This is a genomic window from Paenibacillus sp. P13VS, from assembly GCF_015143645.1.
GTDB classification, from domain to species: domain Bacteria; phylum Bacillota; class Bacilli; order Paenibacillales; family Paenibacillaceae; genus Paenibacillus; species Paenibacillus xylanilyticus_A.
Window position 1 is genome coordinate 37,888 of record NZ_WYEV01000018.1, and the last position, 19,260, is coordinate 57,147.

The following is a 19,260-nucleotide window of genomic DNA, read 5'->3' on the forward strand; positions in this document are numbered from 1 at the left end:
ATTTTTTGAAGGATTTATTCATTGAACATAAATTCAATGTAGTTGAACCAGAATTTTTAGAAGAAAAGTCCGGATTTATGGCTGTTAACTTAGATTCATCAAAGTTAGGATTTTTCCTAGTATTATTTGAAAATGAAGATGTGAATTTTGAAAATCTGAATGAATTAATGAATCAATACTTTGTGGAGCTAAAGCGACTACCTACTGGTTATGACAGAAGAATGGATAAAAATTCCACTCTGATTATCTGTTTAAAAAGAGCTGCTTTTACTTATAATGAGAAGCTTAACAGGAGTATATTTGAAGTGGAAGAAGATCCTTATCATTTTAGAAAATTAGTTTTACCATATGCGGACGCAGAACTGCAGGAGTTTAATGAGCATCATAGAGCAAAAGGAATTACTAAAGGTTTGTATAGTTTACTTAATGATAAAGAGAAGTTCTATGATTTCAAAAAGCACCCAGTGGAATCAACTGCTTTTCATTTAACAACACGACTTTTTATTAAACTGCCGTTCTTACAGTATCGAGGAGAAGAAGAGGAATTGGATAATTTATCAATGAGGATCGACAATCGTTTGAAACAGTTAGAACTGTATTCTGTCAGAAACAGCGCTCTAAATCTAATTCAAAAACTTGAAAATTGTAATGATGAAGAAGAAAATGAATTGTTAAATGAATGGTTGGGGGAAGTTAATAATGAATGATTTGTTTCTCAAGAAAATATCAATTCAAAATTTTAAACTAATTGACAATTTCAATCTTGAAATCGATTTACAGGATTACAATCTTATCATGCTAGATGGACCCAATGGTTTTGGTAAAACAACCCTTTTTGATGCAATAGAATTAATGCTTACAGGAACAATTCAGCGTATTCGATCTGATGACGGAAGGTCAACATTTGGAGTCGATTTGCTCAGGAAAAATACAAAACGTGATTGCATCATTAAAATAGAATTTGGTTCAAATGAAAAACAATTTACATTACTTAAACGATTGAAAGCTAACAATAAACTACATAGATTTCGTACTGAGGACTTTTTTAAGTTTGAAACATTTCTACTATCATCTTTTGACTCTCCCGAAGAGGAGTACGAAGAAATTAATCAAGACAGAATATCAGAACTTTTTAATACAACTGATTTACCTCGATTCTATAATCTGTTCTATTATATTCAGCAAGAAGAAAATACTCATTTTTTAAAAAGAAAATCAAAGGAGAGGATGGAAGAGGTAGGGCAACTGTTTGACACGAAACAAGAAGAAGATACGAAGCGAAGCTTGATTAAATTGAAATCAAAGTTAAGACAAGTTTCAACTAAAGTTTCCAAGAGTTTAACAGAAGCGAGAAACAGATATAATTATTTGATAAATGAGTTACAAACTTTCGACAAAGACAGTGTGAGATATACAGCGTTTCATCCGCTATTACCTCATCTTGAAATCCCTAAACCGTGGGATATTGAATTACCAATAATTAACACGAGAGAATCCCGCGATATAATCTTGAAAGAGTTACGGTTAATGTATGAGTTTATAACTATGTTTCAAGATTTCCTAAACGCCAAACACAATTCGCAAATTGATTTTGCCGTTTCTAGTGATAATAACTCTATAATTAGGTCAGCTATTTTGACGGGATTACACATCAATGAGTTTGAAGAAATTAAGGCTATTAAGCAAACTGAAGAAAAACTGAATGAACTTCTGTTAAAGCTCTCACCAGAAACATTTCTAAAGAATCCGTCCTTATTAAATTTTGATATTTTAAAAGAGGTTAACTTCCCAATAGACAATTATTTTGGTGAAATAAATACTCTAATCATTCAGATAACTACTGATCAGAAAATTGCCGGAAATTTATCTACTTTAATTAAAGAATTAAATGACTCACGTAATCAACTTATAGAGAAATTTGTAAAGTTAACTCAAAGCCACACACACATAATAGATAGCATCTGTCCTTTATGTGGGCAAAATTGGGAAGAACAGGACATTCTAATAAGGGCTATTGAGGATAAAAAAGCAGATTTCTCTAAATTTTATGATGTTTCTACAAAGCGAGTTGAAGAAACAACTAAGCAACTTTATGAGAATTTCTTTCAAAAAATAATTGACTACGTAAATGATTACTTACAGAATCCTACTCATAGAATCGATAACAAGTTCTTTGAAGAGATATCGAATGCGAATAAAATTAAAAATAGAATTACTAAATTTGTTGAATGGTGTCAAAGTAAAAGAATTGATGTAAATAAATATTTCCAAAAAGAGCGCGAGATACCTGAAGATTTGGTTACACGTACCGATCATGTAATTCAAATGATATCATTTGAAAGAATTCACATTGATGAAATATATGATGCAGGTGGTAGTAAATTTAATGAATTCCTTAGCATTTACAAAGAAAATTTCTCAGAATCTCCTGAGAGAGTAAGACTGGTAACTCAAGAACAAGTTCAGGAAAAAATAAATTATATTGAACACATATATTTTACAGGGAATACTAATGAATTGAAAAAAATAGAAATTAATATTTCTTCTTTAGAGAGAAAAAGTTCTGCCTTAGAAGATAAAAATAATAATCTATCTGATATCATTGATGAATACGATAAAGGAATAAAGCAACATTGGAATCGCATAATGAAAGATATAGAAATCCCTTTTTATATTTATAGTGGGAAAATTATTCAATATTATCAAAAAGGTTTAGGAGTCTTCATAAAAGAGGCTGAATCAGGTGAGGCAAAAAATATTAAATTTGTGTCAGATGACATGAGTGAACATGACGCAATTAATTATTTTAGTTCTGGTCAAGTATCTTCACTTGTAATTTCTTTTACTCTAGCACTGAATAAAATTTACGGTAATAAAGGACTTGGCTTAATTCTTATTGATGATCCTGTGCAAACAATGGATGAATTGAATATGGCTTCGTTAACGGAATTATTAAGGAATGAGTTCCCTGACAAACAAATAATACTTTCTACTCATGAAGATCATATATCTCGATATATTAGATATAAATTTCAAAAGTACGGTAAAAACACTCTACAATTCAATGTTAAGAGAGAGCTAGTAAATAATTAAGTTATGAGTTTTACAGATTATTATGACAAGATATTATTTCATAACGAATTAATAAGTTAAGATGTCTTATATCTTTTCGGTATTACGTATATTAGATATTTTTGGTTTATTTTACCCTCTCTTTAATAAGGAGTGGTGATTCGAAATAGCAACATAGAAAGGTTAATTTTTTAATACGCTTCCAACTCACTCTATACACTGGAATAAGAACTGAAGAGAAAGTTATTCAAACCACAACTGGAGAAGAGCATCTTAGCGAACCGAATGAGCCAGTCTACAAAAAATAAAACGTTAATAAGGGACAGCCTAGGATCATTTACAGTGATCTTGAACTGTCCCTTTATGTTTTCACCAGCACTGTTCCTGCTTTCAATTAAGCATTGACTTTCCCTATGTGTGCCCCTAAACTTCAATTATTAAAACACTTTTAAAAACATTCAGTAAATGGCGTCAATCTACTGGAAAGGAGGCGTAAAACTCAAAATGCAGCCTACATCACACAATACACAACAGGTGAAGCGAATTAATGTGGAGCTGGTGAAGAACACGCTTAGATCAACGGGCGTGGGAACGAAGTCTTCCATTGCGAACCTGACAAAACTCAGTGTGGCGACCTGCGGCACGATTCTGAACGAGCTGCTGCAGACTGGAGAAATTATTGATCTGGGCCCGGATGAATCTAGCGGGGGGAGACCTGCGAGCAGATACCAATTCAATGCAGACTTTGCCAGCGTACTATGCGTGTTTATTCGAACAGAGGGCGGTGTTCACTCGATCACGCATCTTCAGGCTAATCTGAATGGCGAGATACAGGATGAGCAGACGCTTATTTTCGATGAGATTACCATGGCTACGGTAGAGGATCTGATTGCAGCTTTGATTGAAAAGTACAACAATGTGCAGGCGATCGGGATTGGTATACCGGGGGTGGCCCACAACGGAATGATAGGCATATGCGATGTGCCAGGTCTGGCAGGTCAGCCGCTGGGGCCGAAGCTCAAGGAGCGATTCGAAGACGTTGAAGTCACTATTGATAACGACATGAATCTGACGGTGTACGGACTGTACAACGAGCAGCATTTTGAGGAAGAGAAGAACTTTGCGGTGGTCACTTTTCCGAAAAATCATTATCCCGGGGCAGGTTTCATCATTGATGGTCACCCGTTGAAAGGGAACACGCATTTTAGCGGCGAGGTATCTTACCTGCCTTTTGGGGTGTCATCCGAAGAACAGCTTCGGATGCTGCAAACTCCGGAGGGACTGCATCAGCTTGTGGTCAAAACGCTGGTATCCATCATTGTCATTATTAACCCCGCAGCAATCGTCATCACAGGGGACACGATGGACGCTGGCATGAAGCACGATCTAATCCAGGGTTGCCTGCAAACCATTCCGCAGGAGCACATGCCACAAGTCATGATTCAGAATGACACACGACGTGAATATGTTACCGGCCTGGTGGCTGTCACGTTGGAGAGCTTAACCTACCGCATCCAGTTAATTGAGAAAAAGTGGTAGATCATATGTGACGAATCGTTATTTGTCTTATACAACAGGAGGTACTCATTTTGGAGCAGCAAGCAAGTAAAAAGAAGTTTAATAAGATGTACGCCATGCAGCTGGCGACCATCTTTATTGGTTTTATTGTGTTTGGCATATCGGAAAATATTAAAGGCCCGGCGATTCCACGCATTCAATTCGACTTCAATCTGGACGAGAAGCAGCTCGGAACGTTGTTATCCCTGAACGCATTGGGGTATCTGATCGCTTGTTCGTTTACGGCCATTCTTGTCCGCAAATGGGGCATCAAGGCAGTTAGCATCATCTCCTTTGCCTCCATGATTCTCTCGGGTGTGTTCATTTATTTATCCCATACATATCCGCTCTTTGCTTCATCTTATTTCTTCATGTACATCGGTAATGGCATGCTGGAGATTGCGCTGGCGATTCTGGGTGCTCGGATCTTTGTGAAAAATACAGGCACAATGATGAACCTGTCCCATTTCTTCTATGGTCTGAGTTCAACCGTAGCTCCGCTGCTGGCAACGGGTGTCATGTCACTGACGGTGTTTGGGCATGAACTGGACTGGCGCGGCATGTATCTGGCGATGTTGTCCCTCTGCCTACTGCCTATTATTGCGGCAATGCTTAGTTCGTTTCCGGGAGATGATCTTCCGCATGAAGACCGGGTTTCCCTTAAAATGCTGACACGTGATCCGGCCATCTGGATGATGGTGCTGATTCTTTCTTTTGGCGTGGTATCCGAACTGGCCGTAGGCGGCTGGCTTGTAAACTTCCTGGAAAAGGCGTATACCTGGGACACCGTGAAGGCTTCGGGGATGCTGTCTGCATTTTTCCTCAGCTTCTCGCTCGGGCGGCTGCTGCTCGGTCCGCTTACGGACCGGATTGGTTTTGTACTTTCATTGATTGTTTTCTCGGCTTTCTCCGCTATCTGTACGTTCGCGGCCATCGCGGGCGGTGAGGGGCTGGCGTTCCTGTTTGCTGTGTCCGGTGCAGGTATCGCGATGATCTATCCAACCGTGATGGCATTTATTGCGAAAAGGTATCCTAACGGAAGTGATACCGCCATTACGTTTGCGGTTACGCTGATGGGGGTTGGCAGCGTCATTGGTAACTATGCGATTGGCTGGGTTATTGAAGGCGTGAAGAACGCGTATGGTGCAGCTACTCCGTTGGGCCTGCTCCGCGGGCTGCAGGCGGGTTATGGGTTTATCGGTTTGTGCGCTGTGATCTGTGCGGCGTCGGGCGTGGTGTTGTTTGTATATCTGAAACGGAAGCAGGAACTGATTTAGTAATCATTCTATTTAATTTAATTATGTGAGATGGCATAGGAATCCTCGTTCGAGTTAAACGGGGGTTCTTTTATTAATTGATTCTGAGATATATGATGCTATTATTTTAGCTAGCCGTAGACGGATAAATTTTTCATTTTACGGACGGATAAATGCATTTTTTTGGTTTTTAAGTTCCCAAACGAGATCCCATACTTAAATCCACGTCCATCTCAATAACGTGGATTTTTTGGTTATTATTTCGAAAGGAATTTTTGGACTCTTTTGTTCTTGGTTTACCTAGTTTTAATAAAGCAACGAATTATATTGTTTCGATATGGAATTTATCCGGTGATTAAGTGCATCTAGTATACACTCCTAGTGAAAAGAAACATTTTAATCCTCTGAAAATGTTTCCCATTTATAGTATGATCATACTATCGATAGCTTCTGCAAACACGTACTCTATCATCTCTGTGGCTATCGGACAAGGTCGGGTCATCACGAACGAGTACCCAAGACCACCCTATACATAAACCAAAGGGGATAGAGACATGGCAGTCACCTCAAATCTAGAACAGATCCGCATTATCGAATACGATCACTCCTACGCTGCCGCACTGGCAGACATGTGGAACCGCAGCAATGAAAGCTGGGGAGGAGGGACGAACCAGAGAACAGAAGATACCGTGCGTCGGGAGATGGAGAGTTCGTCCAATCTGCATGTGTTTCTCGCAGTTCATGAGCATGAAGTGGTTGGCTTTTGCAGCTTTGCCCACTACCGTTTCGATGAAGGTGCGCTGTATGTGCCGTTATTGAACGTGCGCCCCGATTATCATGGCCATAAGGTCGGACGCAATCTGATCCTGAACGCCGTTCGCAAAACCGTGGAAGCGGGGTGGCCACGCCTCGATCTGTTCACGTGGGCAGGCAACACCAAGGCCGTGCCGATGTACAAGAAGTGCGGTTTCTTCTGGGAGAAAAAAGAGGACAATGTGCACCTGATGAACTTCATCCCGACCGTCTTGCAGACCGAAGCGCTCGCTCCCTACTTCGAGGTGTTGGATTGGTATACCGATAGTACGCGTGAACTTGTCATTGAGCCGGATGGCCGGCGGGAGCGAGGCTTTGATTTCTTCGATTACACTTGGAAAAAGGGAGATATCTCCTTGCGCGCCGAGTTCGAGAAGTCCGGTCGTGGCTTGACCGCACTCGACACGCCAGATTACGTAATCACTACAGAGATCGATGACCATGATCTGGTGTTTGGATCCACATACAAGGTTCGCTACCGAATCAAGAACTGCTCAGCATCTGAGCAGACGTTTGAAATCAAGGGGCAGGACAACAAAAATATTCGCTTTGCTCTGGATACCGCAAGACAAGTGGCTCCGGGGGAGACGATCATAGTGGAAGGCGAGTTCCATCTGGACCCGGTCACAGAGGAACAGAACCTGATGAAGACCCACCCTGTTGTCGCCAGCACATGGCTGATTGGCGGCAGGAAAGCGGAGTTCCGTATAGGCGTTGCACCGAAGTTTCCAGCCAAGCTGAACCTTGTGCTGCCCGCGAAGGAACTGTACACGGGTGTCCCGGCAGAGCTGGTTCTGAACGTGGAGAACAATTATGATGCCGAGGCTGAGTTTGCTTTTGACCTGCCCGAGGATGAATTCCTGGAATGGACAGAACCTTCGGTACGCCTCACTGTGCCTGCGAAGGGTAAAGCTTCGATACCCGTATCCTTTATCCTGCGCTCGTATGGACTTTATTCGAGGAAGGTGGAGGTGACAGCTGTTCCGGCAGGTCACCAGCCAGTCGTTTTCACAAGTAAACTCTCCGTCCTGATGAAGGGAACTCAAGGGCGCTTTGGCGGAGAGCACGGGGATCAATGGGTTGCTGTGAATGGCGCGTTCTCCCTTCATATGAGCAGACAGGATAATACGATGTGGATCGAATATCCGGGCTCTCGGCACACATTCTGGTGGACCTATCCGAAGCTGGGCAAGCCATTTGCCGAGGAGTTTTCCAAGAAACAAGCCAAAGAAGTCAACATCTATCCCGAAGGGGACAGTCAGGTTCTTGAAGCTCTCTATGATTCGGAGGACTTTCCGGGGTTACAGGTTAAATCTGTGGTCAAGTTGTTTGCCAGCGGCATTGCGGAATTTAACCACGAAATCATCAATACGCGCAGTACAGAGCTGGAAGAAAATATGAGTTTGATGACCAACTTCGGGTTCTTCGGGAGCCGGCTAATTTTGCCGTATCAAGGTCGGTACGTGGACATGGGTGATATGTATTCCAGCGATCCGGGCCATTGGGATAGTGCCCAAATCACGGAGAACTGGCTTTTCTGCAAGGAAGCATACGGGGCGTGTGGTATCTATTGGGACCCTTCACTGAAGCTGCTTCGTCCGGAATATACACTGGGGCTGGAGCATGACCTTGGCCGGATGCCGGCAGGGGCCGTTGTACAGACCAAGAAGACTGTATTTGCGTTGAACACGTTCGTTAAGTGGCAGGATTTCCGTTCTTTTGCACGTAAAGAGCGCGATCTGATTGTACCTGTGCTGGATGACCATCTCGAACTGGCTCTGGGCGGTGGCAATCCATTTGAGGGAGGCAAGCTGCAGGCCGAATGGATGGAGCGAAAAATGATACCGTTAGCCGGAAATCTGGAGCTGTATGCGCAGCACGGTGGTGCATCGGAGTTTAAAGTTGCAGATATGGAATTAAACCGGGAACAGGACCTTCACTCTGTACAGTTGGAGTTCTCCCCTGAGGAAACCGTGGCCAAGGAAAACAGTGAACATGGCTGGAAGATTCGGGCCGTATATCGCGGGGAGGATCGGATTCAGGAACGGACCGCTCTCTGGTTCCCGAAGACGCAATCCGCTGTTGACTGTGTGATTGAAGAAGGGCAGGCAGGTCCGGTGTATACGGTGAGCAATGGAGTTCTCTCGATTGCAGCAGCACCCGGGTTTGGAAGTGTCGTGCATTCATTGATGTATCAGGGAGAGGAATGGCTGGACAGTTCGTATCCGGAAGCAGCACCGCGTTCCTGGTGGAATCCGTGGTACGGCGGGCTTGGTGTGGGAATTCCCGGCATGAATGGTTTCAGTCGTCAGCAGGAGCACCGAAGTACAGCGTGGACGGAGCAGAAGGATGATCACGGAAACGTCTGGACAGGAATCTGCATGACAACCCGGATCGAGAAACAGGAAGCGAATCGGGGGATCACGGTACAACAGCGTTACCTCATGCTGCCTGGGGTGCCGGTTCTTTGTTCTCTGCATTCGGTGACGAACGAAACCGGGTTGACGCAGGTGAATTACTCGCTTACCGAAGATCATTTCTTCAGGCCGTCACCCATCTTTGCCGAAGGCTGGCTGGAACATCCCGAGCAAGGACGGTTCTCCTTGGGGAAGGTGGATGCAGGTCTTCAATTGAAAGGAATCTTGCGAATAGGTGCGGTTACTCGTAAAAACATGCTTCATGCCGTAGATGCTTATCCCAACCATAATCCGTCGGTATATGTGAATAACCAGGTACTCAGCCACAATGTGCATCAACATCTGCCGGTATCCAATGGGGAGACGGCCTGGATGAAACCAACCTATCTGGTCTTAGGGCAGATTCCTCTGAATAAGGAAGATGTCCGCAGCCTGTTGAAGCTATCCTTTAGGAACACAACTGTTGAAAAGGAGAACACTCATGCCGATCATTGATATTCACATTCATCTGTCTGATATTGATAGCTTTCATCGAACGGCGATCGATCTCTCCCGAGTCGATTACTCTGCCGCGGGTCTTAAGGCGGAGTTTGACAAGAACGATGTCATTCTCGGTATTGGCATGGGAGTAACCGAGCAGACCAAAGGAGCCTTTCCGGACTCCAGTTCACCCAACCCGATGGGACTTGATCTGGAAGAAAAGGTTCCGCCCTTTCTGATGGAATGTGTTGGCGTCAATCCGAACCGGCTTGGCGGTGAACACGCGCAGGAAGAATTGGACCGCATTGAAGCAAGGCTACAGGTTCCCGAGGTAGCGGGTATCAAGCTGTACGCGGGGTACTATCATTACTATGTCCATGACAAGATCTATACTCCGATCTATGAGCTGGCAGCCAAGTACAACATACCCGTCGTGATTCATACGGGGGATACCTACTCCATGAATGGATTGCTGAAGTATGCCCATCCGCTGACCGTGGATGAGCTAGCTTACCAACAGCGCGGGGTGAACTTCATGATCTGTCATTTGGGTGATCCCTGGGTGATGGATGCCGCCGAAGTGGTGGCGAAGAATCCTAACGTATATGCCGATTTGTCCGGACTTGTGGTGGGGGATCGTCCCCATTTTGAACGATTCATGAATGAACCGCTGTTCATGGACCATTTCCGCCGGGCGCTGGTATATTCCGATCACTACGAGAAAATGCTCTTCGGAACCGACTGGCCGCTTGCACCGATCGATCTGTATGCCGAATTCATCCGCAGGCTTGTGCCGGAGCAGCATCATGACAAGGTGTTCTATGAGAATGCATTCCGTTTATTTCCACGCATAGAGCAGCGAATTGCACAGCTGGGTTAAGAAGAAAGGTTCAAGGATAATATTTATAAGACGGTAAATATTCTGTATACGACGTTTGCGGTCACTGTTAGCCAACGATCACAGGAAAGCTCTTGCCACATATATGGCAGGAGCTTTTTTAATGCAATTTCTATTAAAACAATCTACTGCTTCACACAAAAAAGAGCCAGACGATTAGGTCAGGCTCTTCTTGGCAACATACTTAGTGGCTGTAACATCTGAATCCTGTCGTTTTAAAAAAGTTTTACTCGGTCGATGTAATAACACGACCAACAAGGCAAAAAGTTGAACGAGTGCGGTTAGTAGTCCCTCATTCAATACGCCAAGAAAAGCAGCGATGCCCAGGAAAGTAACAGTGGATCTAAACTTTCGTTTCGTAATGGAAATGACAGCAAGCAAGCTAGGGCCGATAAAAAATATGATTCTGCCAGTAATCTCATTGGTGAGACTAACCAAATCATTTCCGTTAACTTGATGACCCGTAACAATCTCTGGATTTTGACTGAAAATATAGAGGAATACACTGAAAGCAACGAAGAGATATACAACTTTGATACTCAACAAGATGCGCACTACATTCAGCATCACGGGGAACTTAGGTTTCATTCTATTCACAGACTCCATTCTACAACTAAATCTATACTTGCAAATCCCGCTTGGAATACTGCCGCACAGGAGCCTCCTGCTTGAGATACATCTTGCTCGGTTTGTGGAGCAGGAGTACAAGGAGCATGAACAAATGCAGAACGACTAGAAAATTCTGAAGCAATCCGGCAGAGAACAGAAAGGTAAGAATCATGAAGGTCATGGTCAGTTTATATCTTCTTTTTGCAATGAATATCATGGTCAGAATAGGAGGTCCCAGGATTAGGAGAATGCGGGTTCCCGCACTCGTGAAGTAAGCAACCTGATCGGATAGCGGAAACGCCGCGTAATCTGCACTGTGGCGCAGCATATCGTAGATTATAAAGCCTGTGGCAATTCCCATATAGATCATCTGTACCCAGAGCAGTGAGCGTATAACGTTTAACATTGTGGGCATTTTTGTATTCAATTTCAGTTCTCTCCCTAATAAATATGTAGTTCTTTGATTATACGTAAGTGATGTCATAATTTGTATTAAACCAAAGTCTATATTTGTTAATCGGTTGCTCACTCCTTTGTCCTAGAAAGAACGCGGAGAAAGAGCGTCAGAGGTACTGCACGAATATGAAAACATCAATGCAAATGTTCTATATCACTGAATAATTCACAGATATGCAGACGATTGAACATGTCGAGCAGAACAATCGCAGCGTACAAGCCATCGAAACCATTGCGGAGCAGCATGAGAGCAGTGTTGGTCAAACGAGGGATACCTTTACGTTTGTCACGCAGAATATGCATGAGATCATGGACCAGGTACAGGGCATTGCTTCCGAGAACGATTAAGCGTGACAAGGATGATGTTCTTGAGTCCGCTTTAAGCATGATCACAAGAATCATTTTTAATATTAAAAGTGTTCATAAAGAAGACGTGCAAGGACGCCAATCGATAGAGATTGATGATGTCCCTGCACGTCTTTTGAATTTATAGGGATGATGAGACGCCGGTCTTGGCAAAACGGGACAGGGCAAACCTTCCGATGTCCTGATTCGTATGACCTGTCTGGACCAAATCGGACAGGATCTGGCCAATTGCGCTCGCGAATTTGAAGCCATGACCCGAGAATCCGCCAGCCAGCCAAACATGCTCATGCAGCGGGTGACGATCAATAATAAAGTCCTCGTCAGGCGTCATTTCGTATTTGCATACACTGCCGCGCTTCAATTGGCCTGCCGCCTGTGGCATTCGAAGCTCAAGCAGTCTCCGCAGTTCACTCTCGTCCGTTTCATCCGTTCCGAACGGTGTCTGTGATTCTCCTGGCGTCCATGTAGGTCCTGTATCATGACGGCCAATCTTCACTCCGGCCCCGCCGATGCTGGGGAATCCGTAATAGATCCCTTCCCGTTCGGCTATCGTGAAACCAGGGAAATGTTCTTCGCCGAACAATGCCTCTGGTGCATCGAACCATCCTACCGTTTTTCGAACGGCTCGAATCGGGAGATCCACAAACGGTTTCAATGTCTGAAACCAGGCACCTGTGCTGAGTATGAGCTTACTTGCGTGATACGTATCTCCTCCAGCAGTTTTTACGGATACGGACTGAGGCCCGCACTCGACGTGTTCCACAGGGGTATGTGTCAGCAGAGTAGCACCCGCTTGTTCTGCAGCTTGACGATACGTCTGAATGCAGCGTTCACTGAACAGATAACCAGCATCCGGTTCGTACATGCCTTCATAATGTTCAGGTATGTTAATCCCTGACCAGCGCTTCATCACTTCATTGGCACGCAGCATCTCATACCGGACTCCGGCATCATCTGCATGAGTCAACCGGTCGCGAAACGTATGAAATTCTGGATCAACCAGGTTGATGACTCCTGAACGAACAAATAGATTATTACCCGTTATATCCTCCAGCTCCTGCCATAGATTCTGGGCAAGAAGCGCCATCGCGATGTAATCAGGTCCCCCGCTGTAAACATGACGAATCAATCGCGACTCTCCATGATGGCTCCCTTCGGTATGTGGGGGATCAAAAGCATCAATCATCAGGGTTTTTAACCCGCTTCGTGCCAGATAATAACCTGCACTCATCCCCATGGAGCCTGCTCCAACGATAATGACGTCATAGAATGGTGTGATAAGAGCTCCTCCTCTCGCGGATTGATTAGGCTTAATTAGCTTACATGATAATGTAGACTTCAAACCCAATTTGGTCAAGAGGCAGCTTAGAAGAGGAAGGTATTACGATAAGGAGAAATTGGATAAAAGCAAAGATATTCCATACCTTCCATAACAAAAGCCGGTCGCTCCAACGGGAGTGCCGGCTTTTGCATATGTGTTTAAGCGTAGTAAAATAAATCAGCGGACAAACCAACTGAGCGGCTCGGGTGAAGAGTTGGCCGTATCCCGAAGATCATGGACCTTGACATGGCTGCCGTAGATCATGGAATCACTGGTCAGCCGGTACGAAGGGAAGCTGTTCTCCGATTGCAGACGCAAGTTGGACTCGAAGTATATCTGCTGCTGTTTGTTGATGAGAAAAGGGAGCGCACCGGATTCAATCGGAATGTCATCACTATCCGGTTCGTTAACGATCAGGAGGACCGCAGTGCCATCGCATCCGCATCCATCGGTGTCATAAAACAGCTTTAAATAGCCTGGCCGATCTCCCAGCATCGCGTTAAGTCTGGATTCTGCCAGCGGGCTGACCTGAATGATCATAACGTAAGTTCACACTCCTCTAATCACCATATGAATTCGCTTACAATCTAATATATGGGCGAGTAAGGTAAAATAGAAGGAGTATCCATGTCAAAATCATGGAAAAATGAAGACTAATTTGCTCCATGTTTTGTCAGCGAAGGAGGCGAATTTGCATGAAAATCTTGAACCTGAACGACCAGCCGATCGAACCGTATGATTACCTGATTGCCATCCCCGGGGGAGAGGTTGCAGAGGCACAGCTGCCCATATATCATGGTACGGTTTCCGGGTTGCCAGAGGGTATAGATGCACTTATTGTGGCTTCGGATCTGCAGGGCATTGTGCCTGTGCCCCGGATGGAAACGCACACGATGACTGCCGATGCAGCGGCTGAATCCGACATGGATGTATTGCTCGGTGTAATGCTGCCCGCCCATGTGCGGCTGCTGCTGGAAGTGGAATGGCCGGAGGTTGATCCGGATCGTGTGGGAGTGTTATTGTGCGGAGACCTGTATGCCCGGCGCGGCAAAAGGGGAGCAAGCGGCAATCCGGTTCCCGTCTGGCTTGCCTTCCGGGAAGCCTTCGGCTGGGTTGGCGGGGTGGACGGCAACCATGATCTCACCGATGAAGCAGGCGCTCATCGGCTGCACAGCGGCGAGGGCATCCACTACATGGATGTCCCAGCCGTCATTGACGCAGGCCCGCCAGCGGGTGGCCCTGCGCCGCATGCTGCCGCCCAGTCACAGCTGCTGCGCATCGCTGGCCTGGGCGGCATTATCGGCAGGCCGGACAAGCCGAACCGGCTGCCGGAGAAGCACTACCTGCAATCCGTGAACAAGCTGCTGAAGCTGCAGCCGGATTGCTTACTGCTGCATCAGAGCCCGGGCATTCCTGAGCTTGGGCTCAAGGGCGAACCGCTGATCCGGCAGGCCCTGGAGGCCGGGCCGGAGACGGTTGTCTTTTGCGGACATACCCACTGGGATACGTCCCTTGTACAGCTGAACAACGGCACGCAGGTCGTGAATGCCGACAGCAAGCTGTTTATTTTGACACGAGGTTGATGCATCAGAGTGAAACCCATTACATCACCCATCCTTATCTGGTATGATAAGCAGGAAAATTAGAGACAAAGGAAGGTTCCACTTATGACACCGATCACCATTTATGACATCGCGAAAGAAGCAAACGTATCTGTTGCGACCGTCTCCCGGGTGCTCAACGATACGGCACCCGTGCGGGCAAGCACGAGGGAGAAGATCATGTCGATTATCGAGAAGCACCAGTTCCAGCCCAATGCGCAGGCACGAAGCCTGATCAAGAAAGAGACGGGCACGATTGCCATCATCCTTCCCGACATTACCAATCCGTTCTTCCCGGAAGTATTCTGGGGCGCCGAGAATGAGGCACGCGGCTTGGGATACACGTTCTTTCTGTGCAATACGGCGGGGGATTACAACCGGGAGTCCGAGTATCTGTCCATTTTGCGGGAAAAGCGGGTGGACGGCATTATTTTCCTCGGGGGAAGAATCAACATGCAGCATTGTCCGGACGACATGGCTCAGGAATTGATCGACATGGGCAAACGTATGCCGATTGTATTGGTCAATGGCAATATACCCAAAGGAGGTTTCCACCGGGTTTACACGGATGAAGGGGCAGGCGCTGTACTCGCTGCGGAACATTTGCTGGAACTGGGACATCGGGACATCGCTTTTGTAGGCGGATTGAGAGAACTGTCCACAACGATGGTCAAGGTCAAGGCCGTGCAGAAAAAACTGCGGGAGCATGGACTCGAAATTCCGAAAGAACGCCAGCTGCTCGGCAGTTTCTCCATCGATGACGGCAAACGGGAGATGTCCAAGCTGTTGGAGCAGGACAATCCACCGACAGGAGTCATCTGTGTGAATGATTACACCGCCATTGGTGCGATCAAGGCAACGATTGAACATGGTCTGTCGATTCCGCAGGATATTTCCATCGTGGGATTCGATGATACGCCACTGGCCAGTGCGGTTATTCCGGAACTGACGACCGTGTCACAGAATACGTATCAGCTTGGCAAGCTGGCGGTGGATAAGCTGCACGAGCTGATTAATCAGGGACAAGCGAAGAAGCAAACCGTGCTGCAGCCGGAGCTGATTATCCGTCAGAGCACTGGTCCTGCCAAGCGATAAAGGGACGGACATCTGGAAAAGAAAGCGTTGACATTCCCTCGAAAGGTGAAATATAATGAGTCCGTGAATGAAACCCCTTTCATAAAGTGGAACGGGTTTTAATTTCAGGCTTTATGAAACCCATTTCATGAAACGGGTTTCAGTGTGGTCATCCATTCATTATTTCGAGGGGGCGTACCGTATGAGAAGAAGTTTAAAGGTCATTTCGTTATTGATGTTGGTTATGGTTGTAGTTCTGACAGCTTGCAGCAGTGGGGACGGCGGCGATTCAGCCGGCGGGGCCGGAGGCAAGGTTGATCTGAGCATGACCATCTGGGGCTCGGAGGATGAGAAGAAGATTTACCAGGAGAGACTCGACATTGTGAAACAGACATATCCCGATATCAACGTGAAGCTCAACGTGGTTGCCGGGGATTATGACCAGAAGGTACAGACCATGATCGCCGGGGGAACTGCGCCCGACATCATGATGATTGCCGAGAACTATCAGGCGTACGCCTCCAAAAATCAGATCATTCCGCTGGATGAGATGATCCAGGCAAACAATGTCAACATGTCAGAGCGTTACTCCGATGACATCGCGAACCTCATGAAATACGATGGCAAGCAGTTCGGCATGCCGGACCGCGCAGGCGCGATGGTACTCTTTTATAACAAGGATCTGTTCGACAAGGCTGGGGTGGAATACCCAACCAAGGACTGGACCCAGGAAGACCTGCTCGAAGCAGCCAAGAAGCTGACGGTGCAGGAGAACGGCAAGACGGTTCAATGGGGGTACTACCCGGGAAGCTGGTGGCCGCAGTGGATGCAGCTGATCTACCAGAACGGGGGATCGCTGTTCGACGAGAGCGGCAAGCCAACCTTCAACACGGAACCGGTGCGTAACGCACTGCAATTCATGAACGACCTGATCTTCACGCACGGTGCTGGACCGACGCCGACGGAGATTGCCGACATGGGGAATATCGGTGCGGACCCGCTGTTCGCTCAGGGTAAAATCGCAATGGAAACAACCGGTTTCTGGAACATCGGTTCACTGGCCAAGGTGGAAGGCATCAACTGGGATATCTCTCCGGTATGGGGGGAGACGAACGCGTTCTTCAACGGCTTCACCATCACGAATGCATCGAAGCACAAGGAGGAAGCATTCAAGATTATTGAAGCATTGACGACGCCTGAGGCACAGATGCCGATGATCAAGGCAGGGCAGGATGCACCAGCTACGAAGGCGGGACTGTCCAGCGATGAATTCCTGAATGCCGAATATGGCGGCAAGAAGATCAACATGGCTGCGTTCAGCGATTCCACCATTTATGCAGAACCATTCAACCCGCAATGGAACGAAATGATGAAACTGATCAATGACAAGCTTGGCGTCTACTTCAACAACAAGGCTTCACTGGATGATACGGTAACCGAAATTCAGAGTGGGCTGGAACGACTCTACAAATAGCATGGACAGGGGGACAGATGGAGCGCAGCACATGAACTTGTGTGTATCTCCATCTGCTCTCTACGTCATGGGGAGGGCTTAACGTGAGAAAAAAAGACGGGAAATGGTTTTATCTCTTCATCTCGCCTTGGCTGATCGGTTTCCTGGGGCTTACCCTGGGTCCGATCCTGTTTTCCATCTATATGAGCTTCACGAACTGGGATCTGTTCCAGACCCCGGAATTTATCGGTATCGACAACTACAAAACACTGCTCACCGATGATCCGCTGTTCTGGAAGTCCGTAGGCAATACGTTCTTCTATGCCTTGATATCCATTCCGCTCGGCATGTCGATATCTCTCTGGATCGCCTATTATCTGAACAAAAAAATCAAGGGTATTACCTTTTTTCGCATTTTGTTCTATCTGCCGTCAGTCGTACCGGTCGTAGCAAGCTCGCTGCTCTTCATTCATTTGCTGGCGCCGACCGAAGGGTTGATTAACAAGGCTCTGTCCATCTTCGGCATTCCGGGTCCTGCCTGGCTGCTCGATCCGAACTGGGTCAAACCTGCATTGATTCTCATGTCCCTCTGGGGCGTCGGGGGTGGCGTGGTACTGCTGCTGGCGGGTATGAAAGGCATTCCCCAGGAGCTGTACGAGGCTGCTGCCATTGACGGAGCGAAGAGCACACAGTCCTTTTTCCATATTACCTTTCCAATGCTCACGCCCGTCATCTTCTTCAATCTGGTTACCGGGATGATCGGAGCGCTGCAGACGTTCGCACAGGTATTCATTGTTACAGCGGGCGGACCTGACAATGCGAGCCAGATGGTCGTTCCCTACCTGTTCCAGAATGCATTCCAGTTCTACAAAATGGGCTACGCCTCAGCCATAGCCTGGGTGCTGTTCATTATCATCATGGCACTTACCCTGGTTGTGTTCCGTTCATCGGCACTATGGGTGCACTACGAGGAGGGAAAAGCGAATGAGTAATCCATCCACTGCGGAGAAAACGATATCCTACATATTTCTGATTCTGGTCGGGGTGCTGCTTGCTTCGCCCTTCCTGTACATGATCTCAATTGCACTGGCGAGTGACGCAACCACGGTGAAGTCAGCTTTTACCTTTGTGCCGCTGGAGTTTCAATGGTCGAACTTCTACACGATATTCACCAACAACAACCTGGGCACCTATTTGAAAAATTCAATCATTATTACCGTATTCACCATCGTGGGCTCTGTCCTGTCGGCTTCCATCGTTTCTTATGGCTTCGCCCGCATCAAGGCCAAAGGCAGTCGGTTTCTATTCATCGTCCTGCTGAGCACAATGATGATTCCGGGTGAGGTCACCATGGTGCCCCAGTTCATCATCTTCCGTCATCTGGACTGGATCAATACATTTTATCCGCTCATCGTACCGAGCTTCTTCGCAGGGGCGTTCAACGTATTCCTGATCCGGCAGTTCGTGATGAGTATTCCGAAGTCACTGGATGAAGCCGCGATGATCGATGGTATGGGACACCCGGGTATCTACTGGAAGATTATCATGCCGCTGACCTACCCCATTCTGGCGGCCATCGCCATTTTCTCGTTTTCCTATAACTGGGGGAACTTCATGGGGCCGCTCATCTATATCAACGATCCGGAGAAAATGCCGCTCGCGCTTGGCGTTCAGCTCCTGACAACCGTTGGCGGCGGGCAGATGCCTCCTTGGAACCTAGTCATGATTGCTTCCTTGTTCCTGACCATTCCAATGGTACTGGTCTATCTGTTCGGACAGCGTTATGTCTATGAAGCCAACATCAGCGGAGGCAGCAGCGGAATCAAGTAACGGGAGGTATGTACCATGATTGAACCTGTCGTGAAAACAAGTGGATGTCATGTTCGT

Annotated in this window: 16 protein-coding genes; 12 read left to right on the forward strand and 4 right to left on the reverse strand. The window is 46.5% G+C overall.

The annotated features are described in order from the left end of the window. Positions 1-5 precede the first annotated feature (5 nt). The 6 genes from GUA98_RS27310 (at position 6) to GUA98_RS27335 (ending at position 10,475) form a co-directional block, all read left to right on the forward strand. Positions 6-707 (forward strand): ABC-three component system middle component 1, encoded by a 702-nt coding sequence (locus GUA98_RS27310; RefSeq protein WP_227780165.1) that lies wholly within the window; start codon positions 6-8, stop codon positions 705-707. Continuing rightward, the gene (locus tag GUA98_RS27315) at positions 700-3,093 is read left to right on the forward strand and encodes an AAA family ATPase (protein ID WP_193725038.1); all 2,394 of its coding nucleotides are present in this window, start codon (positions 700-702) and stop codon (positions 3,091-3,093) included. Before GUA98_RS27310 ends, GUA98_RS27315 begins: the two co-directional genes overlap by 8 nt. A gap of 483 nt (positions 3,094-3,576) precedes the next feature. Then, a complete protein-coding gene (locus tag GUA98_RS27320; protein WP_153979618.1) occupies positions 3,577-4,611 on the forward strand; it encodes an ROK family protein in 1,035 nt (344 codons plus the stop codon). An 86-nt stretch (positions 4,612-4,697) separates the two neighbouring features. Continuing rightward, on the forward strand, positions 4,698-5,906 hold the full coding sequence (locus tag GUA98_RS27325) for an MFS transporter (protein ID WP_153980809.1): 1,209 nt from the start codon (positions 4,698-4,700) through the stop codon (positions 5,904-5,906). A 533-nt stretch (positions 5,907-6,439) separates the two neighbouring features. Next, positions 6,440-9,610, forward strand: coding sequence for a GNAT family N-acetyltransferase (locus tag GUA98_RS27330; RefSeq protein WP_193725039.1), 3,171 nt, complete (start codon positions 6,440-6,442; stop codon positions 9,608-9,610). Then, positions 9,597-10,475, forward strand: a complete 879-nt coding sequence (locus GUA98_RS27335; RefSeq protein WP_193725040.1) for an amidohydrolase family protein — start codon at positions 9,597-9,599, stop codon at positions 10,473-10,475. The genes GUA98_RS27330 and GUA98_RS27335 overlap by 14 nt, the downstream gene beginning before the upstream one ends. Positions 10,476-10,649: 174 nt before the next feature. Here the strand turns inward: GUA98_RS27335 and GUA98_RS27340 are convergent, their stop codons facing one another. Together GUA98_RS27340 and GUA98_RS27345 are read right to left on the reverse strand one after the other, a co-directional pair. Continuing rightward, a complete protein-coding gene (locus GUA98_RS27340; protein WP_193725041.1) occupies positions 10,650-11,081 on the reverse strand; it encodes a hypothetical protein in 432 nt (143 codons plus the stop codon). A gap of 31 nt (positions 11,082-11,112) precedes the next feature. Then, positions 11,113-11,508 carry a hypothetical protein gene (locus tag GUA98_RS27345; RefSeq protein WP_221805595.1) on the reverse strand — a complete coding sequence of 132 codons (396 nt, stop codon included), beginning with the start codon at positions 11,506-11,508 and terminating at the stop codon, positions 11,113-11,115. A gap of 224 nt (positions 11,509-11,732) precedes the next feature. On the opposite strand from GUA98_RS27345, the gene GUA98_RS27350 reads away from it, so the two are divergent. Further along, a complete protein-coding gene (locus GUA98_RS27350; protein ID WP_193725043.1) occupies positions 11,733-11,906 on the forward strand; it encodes a hypothetical protein in 174 nt (57 codons plus the stop codon). Between the two features lie 139 nt (positions 11,907-12,045). Here the strand turns inward: GUA98_RS27350 and solA are convergent, their stop codons facing one another. Both solA and GUA98_RS27360 read right to left on the reverse strand, forming a co-directional pair. Beyond that, positions 12,046-13,203 carry an N-methyl-L-tryptophan oxidase gene (solA, locus tag GUA98_RS27355; protein ID WP_312027074.1) on the reverse strand — a complete coding sequence of 386 codons (1,158 nt, stop codon included), beginning with the start codon at positions 13,201-13,203 and terminating at the stop codon, positions 12,046-12,048. A gap of 219 nt (positions 13,204-13,422) precedes the next feature. After that, positions 13,423-13,785, reverse strand: a complete 363-nt coding sequence (locus GUA98_RS27360; protein ID WP_095289646.1) for an iron-sulfur cluster biosynthesis family protein — start codon at positions 13,783-13,785, stop codon at positions 13,423-13,425. Between the two features lie 155 nt (positions 13,786-13,940). On the opposite strand from GUA98_RS27360, the gene GUA98_RS27365 reads away from it, so the two are divergent. The 5 genes from GUA98_RS27365 to GUA98_RS27385 all read left to right on the forward strand — a co-directional run bounded on the left by GUA98_RS27365 (position 13,941) and on the right by GUA98_RS27385 (position 19,203). After that, positions 13,941-14,828 carry a metallophosphoesterase family protein gene (locus GUA98_RS27365; protein WP_193725045.1) on the forward strand — a complete coding sequence of 296 codons (888 nt, stop codon included), beginning with the start codon at positions 13,941-13,943 and terminating at the stop codon, positions 14,826-14,828. An 84-nt stretch (positions 14,829-14,912) separates the two neighbouring features. Beyond that, positions 14,913-15,941 carry a LacI family DNA-binding transcriptional regulator gene (locus GUA98_RS27370; RefSeq protein WP_095359667.1) on the forward strand — a complete coding sequence of 343 codons (1,029 nt, stop codon included), beginning with the start codon at positions 14,913-14,915 and terminating at the stop codon, positions 15,939-15,941. Positions 15,942-16,122: 181 nt separating this feature from the next. After that, entirely contained in the window at positions 16,123-17,394 is a 1,272-nt protein-coding gene (locus GUA98_RS27375; RefSeq protein ID WP_193725046.1) for an ABC transporter substrate-binding protein, read from the forward strand. Positions 17,395-17,477: 83 nt separating this feature from the next. Then, complete coding sequence (locus GUA98_RS27380) at positions 17,478-18,365, forward strand: carbohydrate ABC transporter permease (RefSeq protein ID WP_095289650.1); 888 nt, start codon at positions 17,478-17,480, stop codon at positions 18,363-18,365. Further along, positions 18,358-19,203 carry a carbohydrate ABC transporter permease gene (locus tag GUA98_RS27385; protein WP_095289651.1) on the forward strand — a complete coding sequence of 282 codons (846 nt, stop codon included), beginning with the start codon at positions 18,358-18,360 and terminating at the stop codon, positions 19,201-19,203. Before GUA98_RS27380 ends, GUA98_RS27385 begins: the two co-directional genes overlap by 8 nt. Positions 19,204-19,260 lie beyond the last annotated feature (57 nt).

Coding starts and splice junctions, on each gene's coding strand:
- GUA98_RS27330 (WP_193725039.1), top strand. CDS start 6,440: ATGGCAGTCACCTCAAATCTAGAACAGATCCGCATTATCGAATACGAT.
- GUA98_RS27350 (WP_193725043.1), top strand. CDS start 11,733: ATGCAGACGATTGAACATGTCGAGCAGAACAATCGCAGCGTACAAGCC.
- GUA98_RS27335 (WP_193725040.1), top strand. CDS start 9,597: ATGCCGATCATTGATATTCACATTCATCTGTCTGATATTGATAGCTTT.
- GUA98_RS27365 (WP_193725045.1), top strand. CDS start 13,941: ATGAAAATCTTGAACCTGAACGACCAGCCGATCGAACCGTATGATTAC.
- GUA98_RS27315 (WP_193725038.1), top strand. CDS start 700: ATGAATGATTTGTTTCTCAAGAAAATATCAATTCAAAATTTTAAACTA.
- GUA98_RS27340 (WP_193725041.1), bottom strand. CDS start 11,081: ATGAAACCTAAGTTCCCCGTGATGCTGAATGTAGTGCGCATCTTGTTG.
- GUA98_RS27345 (WP_221805595.1), bottom strand. CDS start 11,508: ATGTTAAACGTTATACGCTCACTGCTCTGGGTACAGATGATCTATATG.
- GUA98_RS27385 (WP_095289651.1), top strand. CDS start 18,358: ATGAGTAATCCATCCACTGCGGAGAAAACGATATCCTACATATTTCTG.
- GUA98_RS27370 (WP_095359667.1), top strand. CDS start 14,913: ATGACACCGATCACCATTTATGACATCGCGAAAGAAGCAAACGTATCT.
- GUA98_RS27320 (WP_153979618.1), top strand. CDS start 3,577: ATGCAGCCTACATCACACAATACACAACAGGTGAAGCGAATTAATGTG.
- GUA98_RS27375 (WP_193725046.1), top strand. CDS start 16,123: ATGAGAAGAAGTTTAAAGGTCATTTCGTTATTGATGTTGGTTATGGTT.
- GUA98_RS27325 (WP_153980809.1), top strand. CDS start 4,698: ATGTACGCCATGCAGCTGGCGACCATCTTTATTGGTTTTATTGTGTTT.
- GUA98_RS27360 (WP_095289646.1), bottom strand. CDS start 13,785: ATGATCATTCAGGTCAGCCCGCTGGCAGAATCCAGACTTAACGCGATG.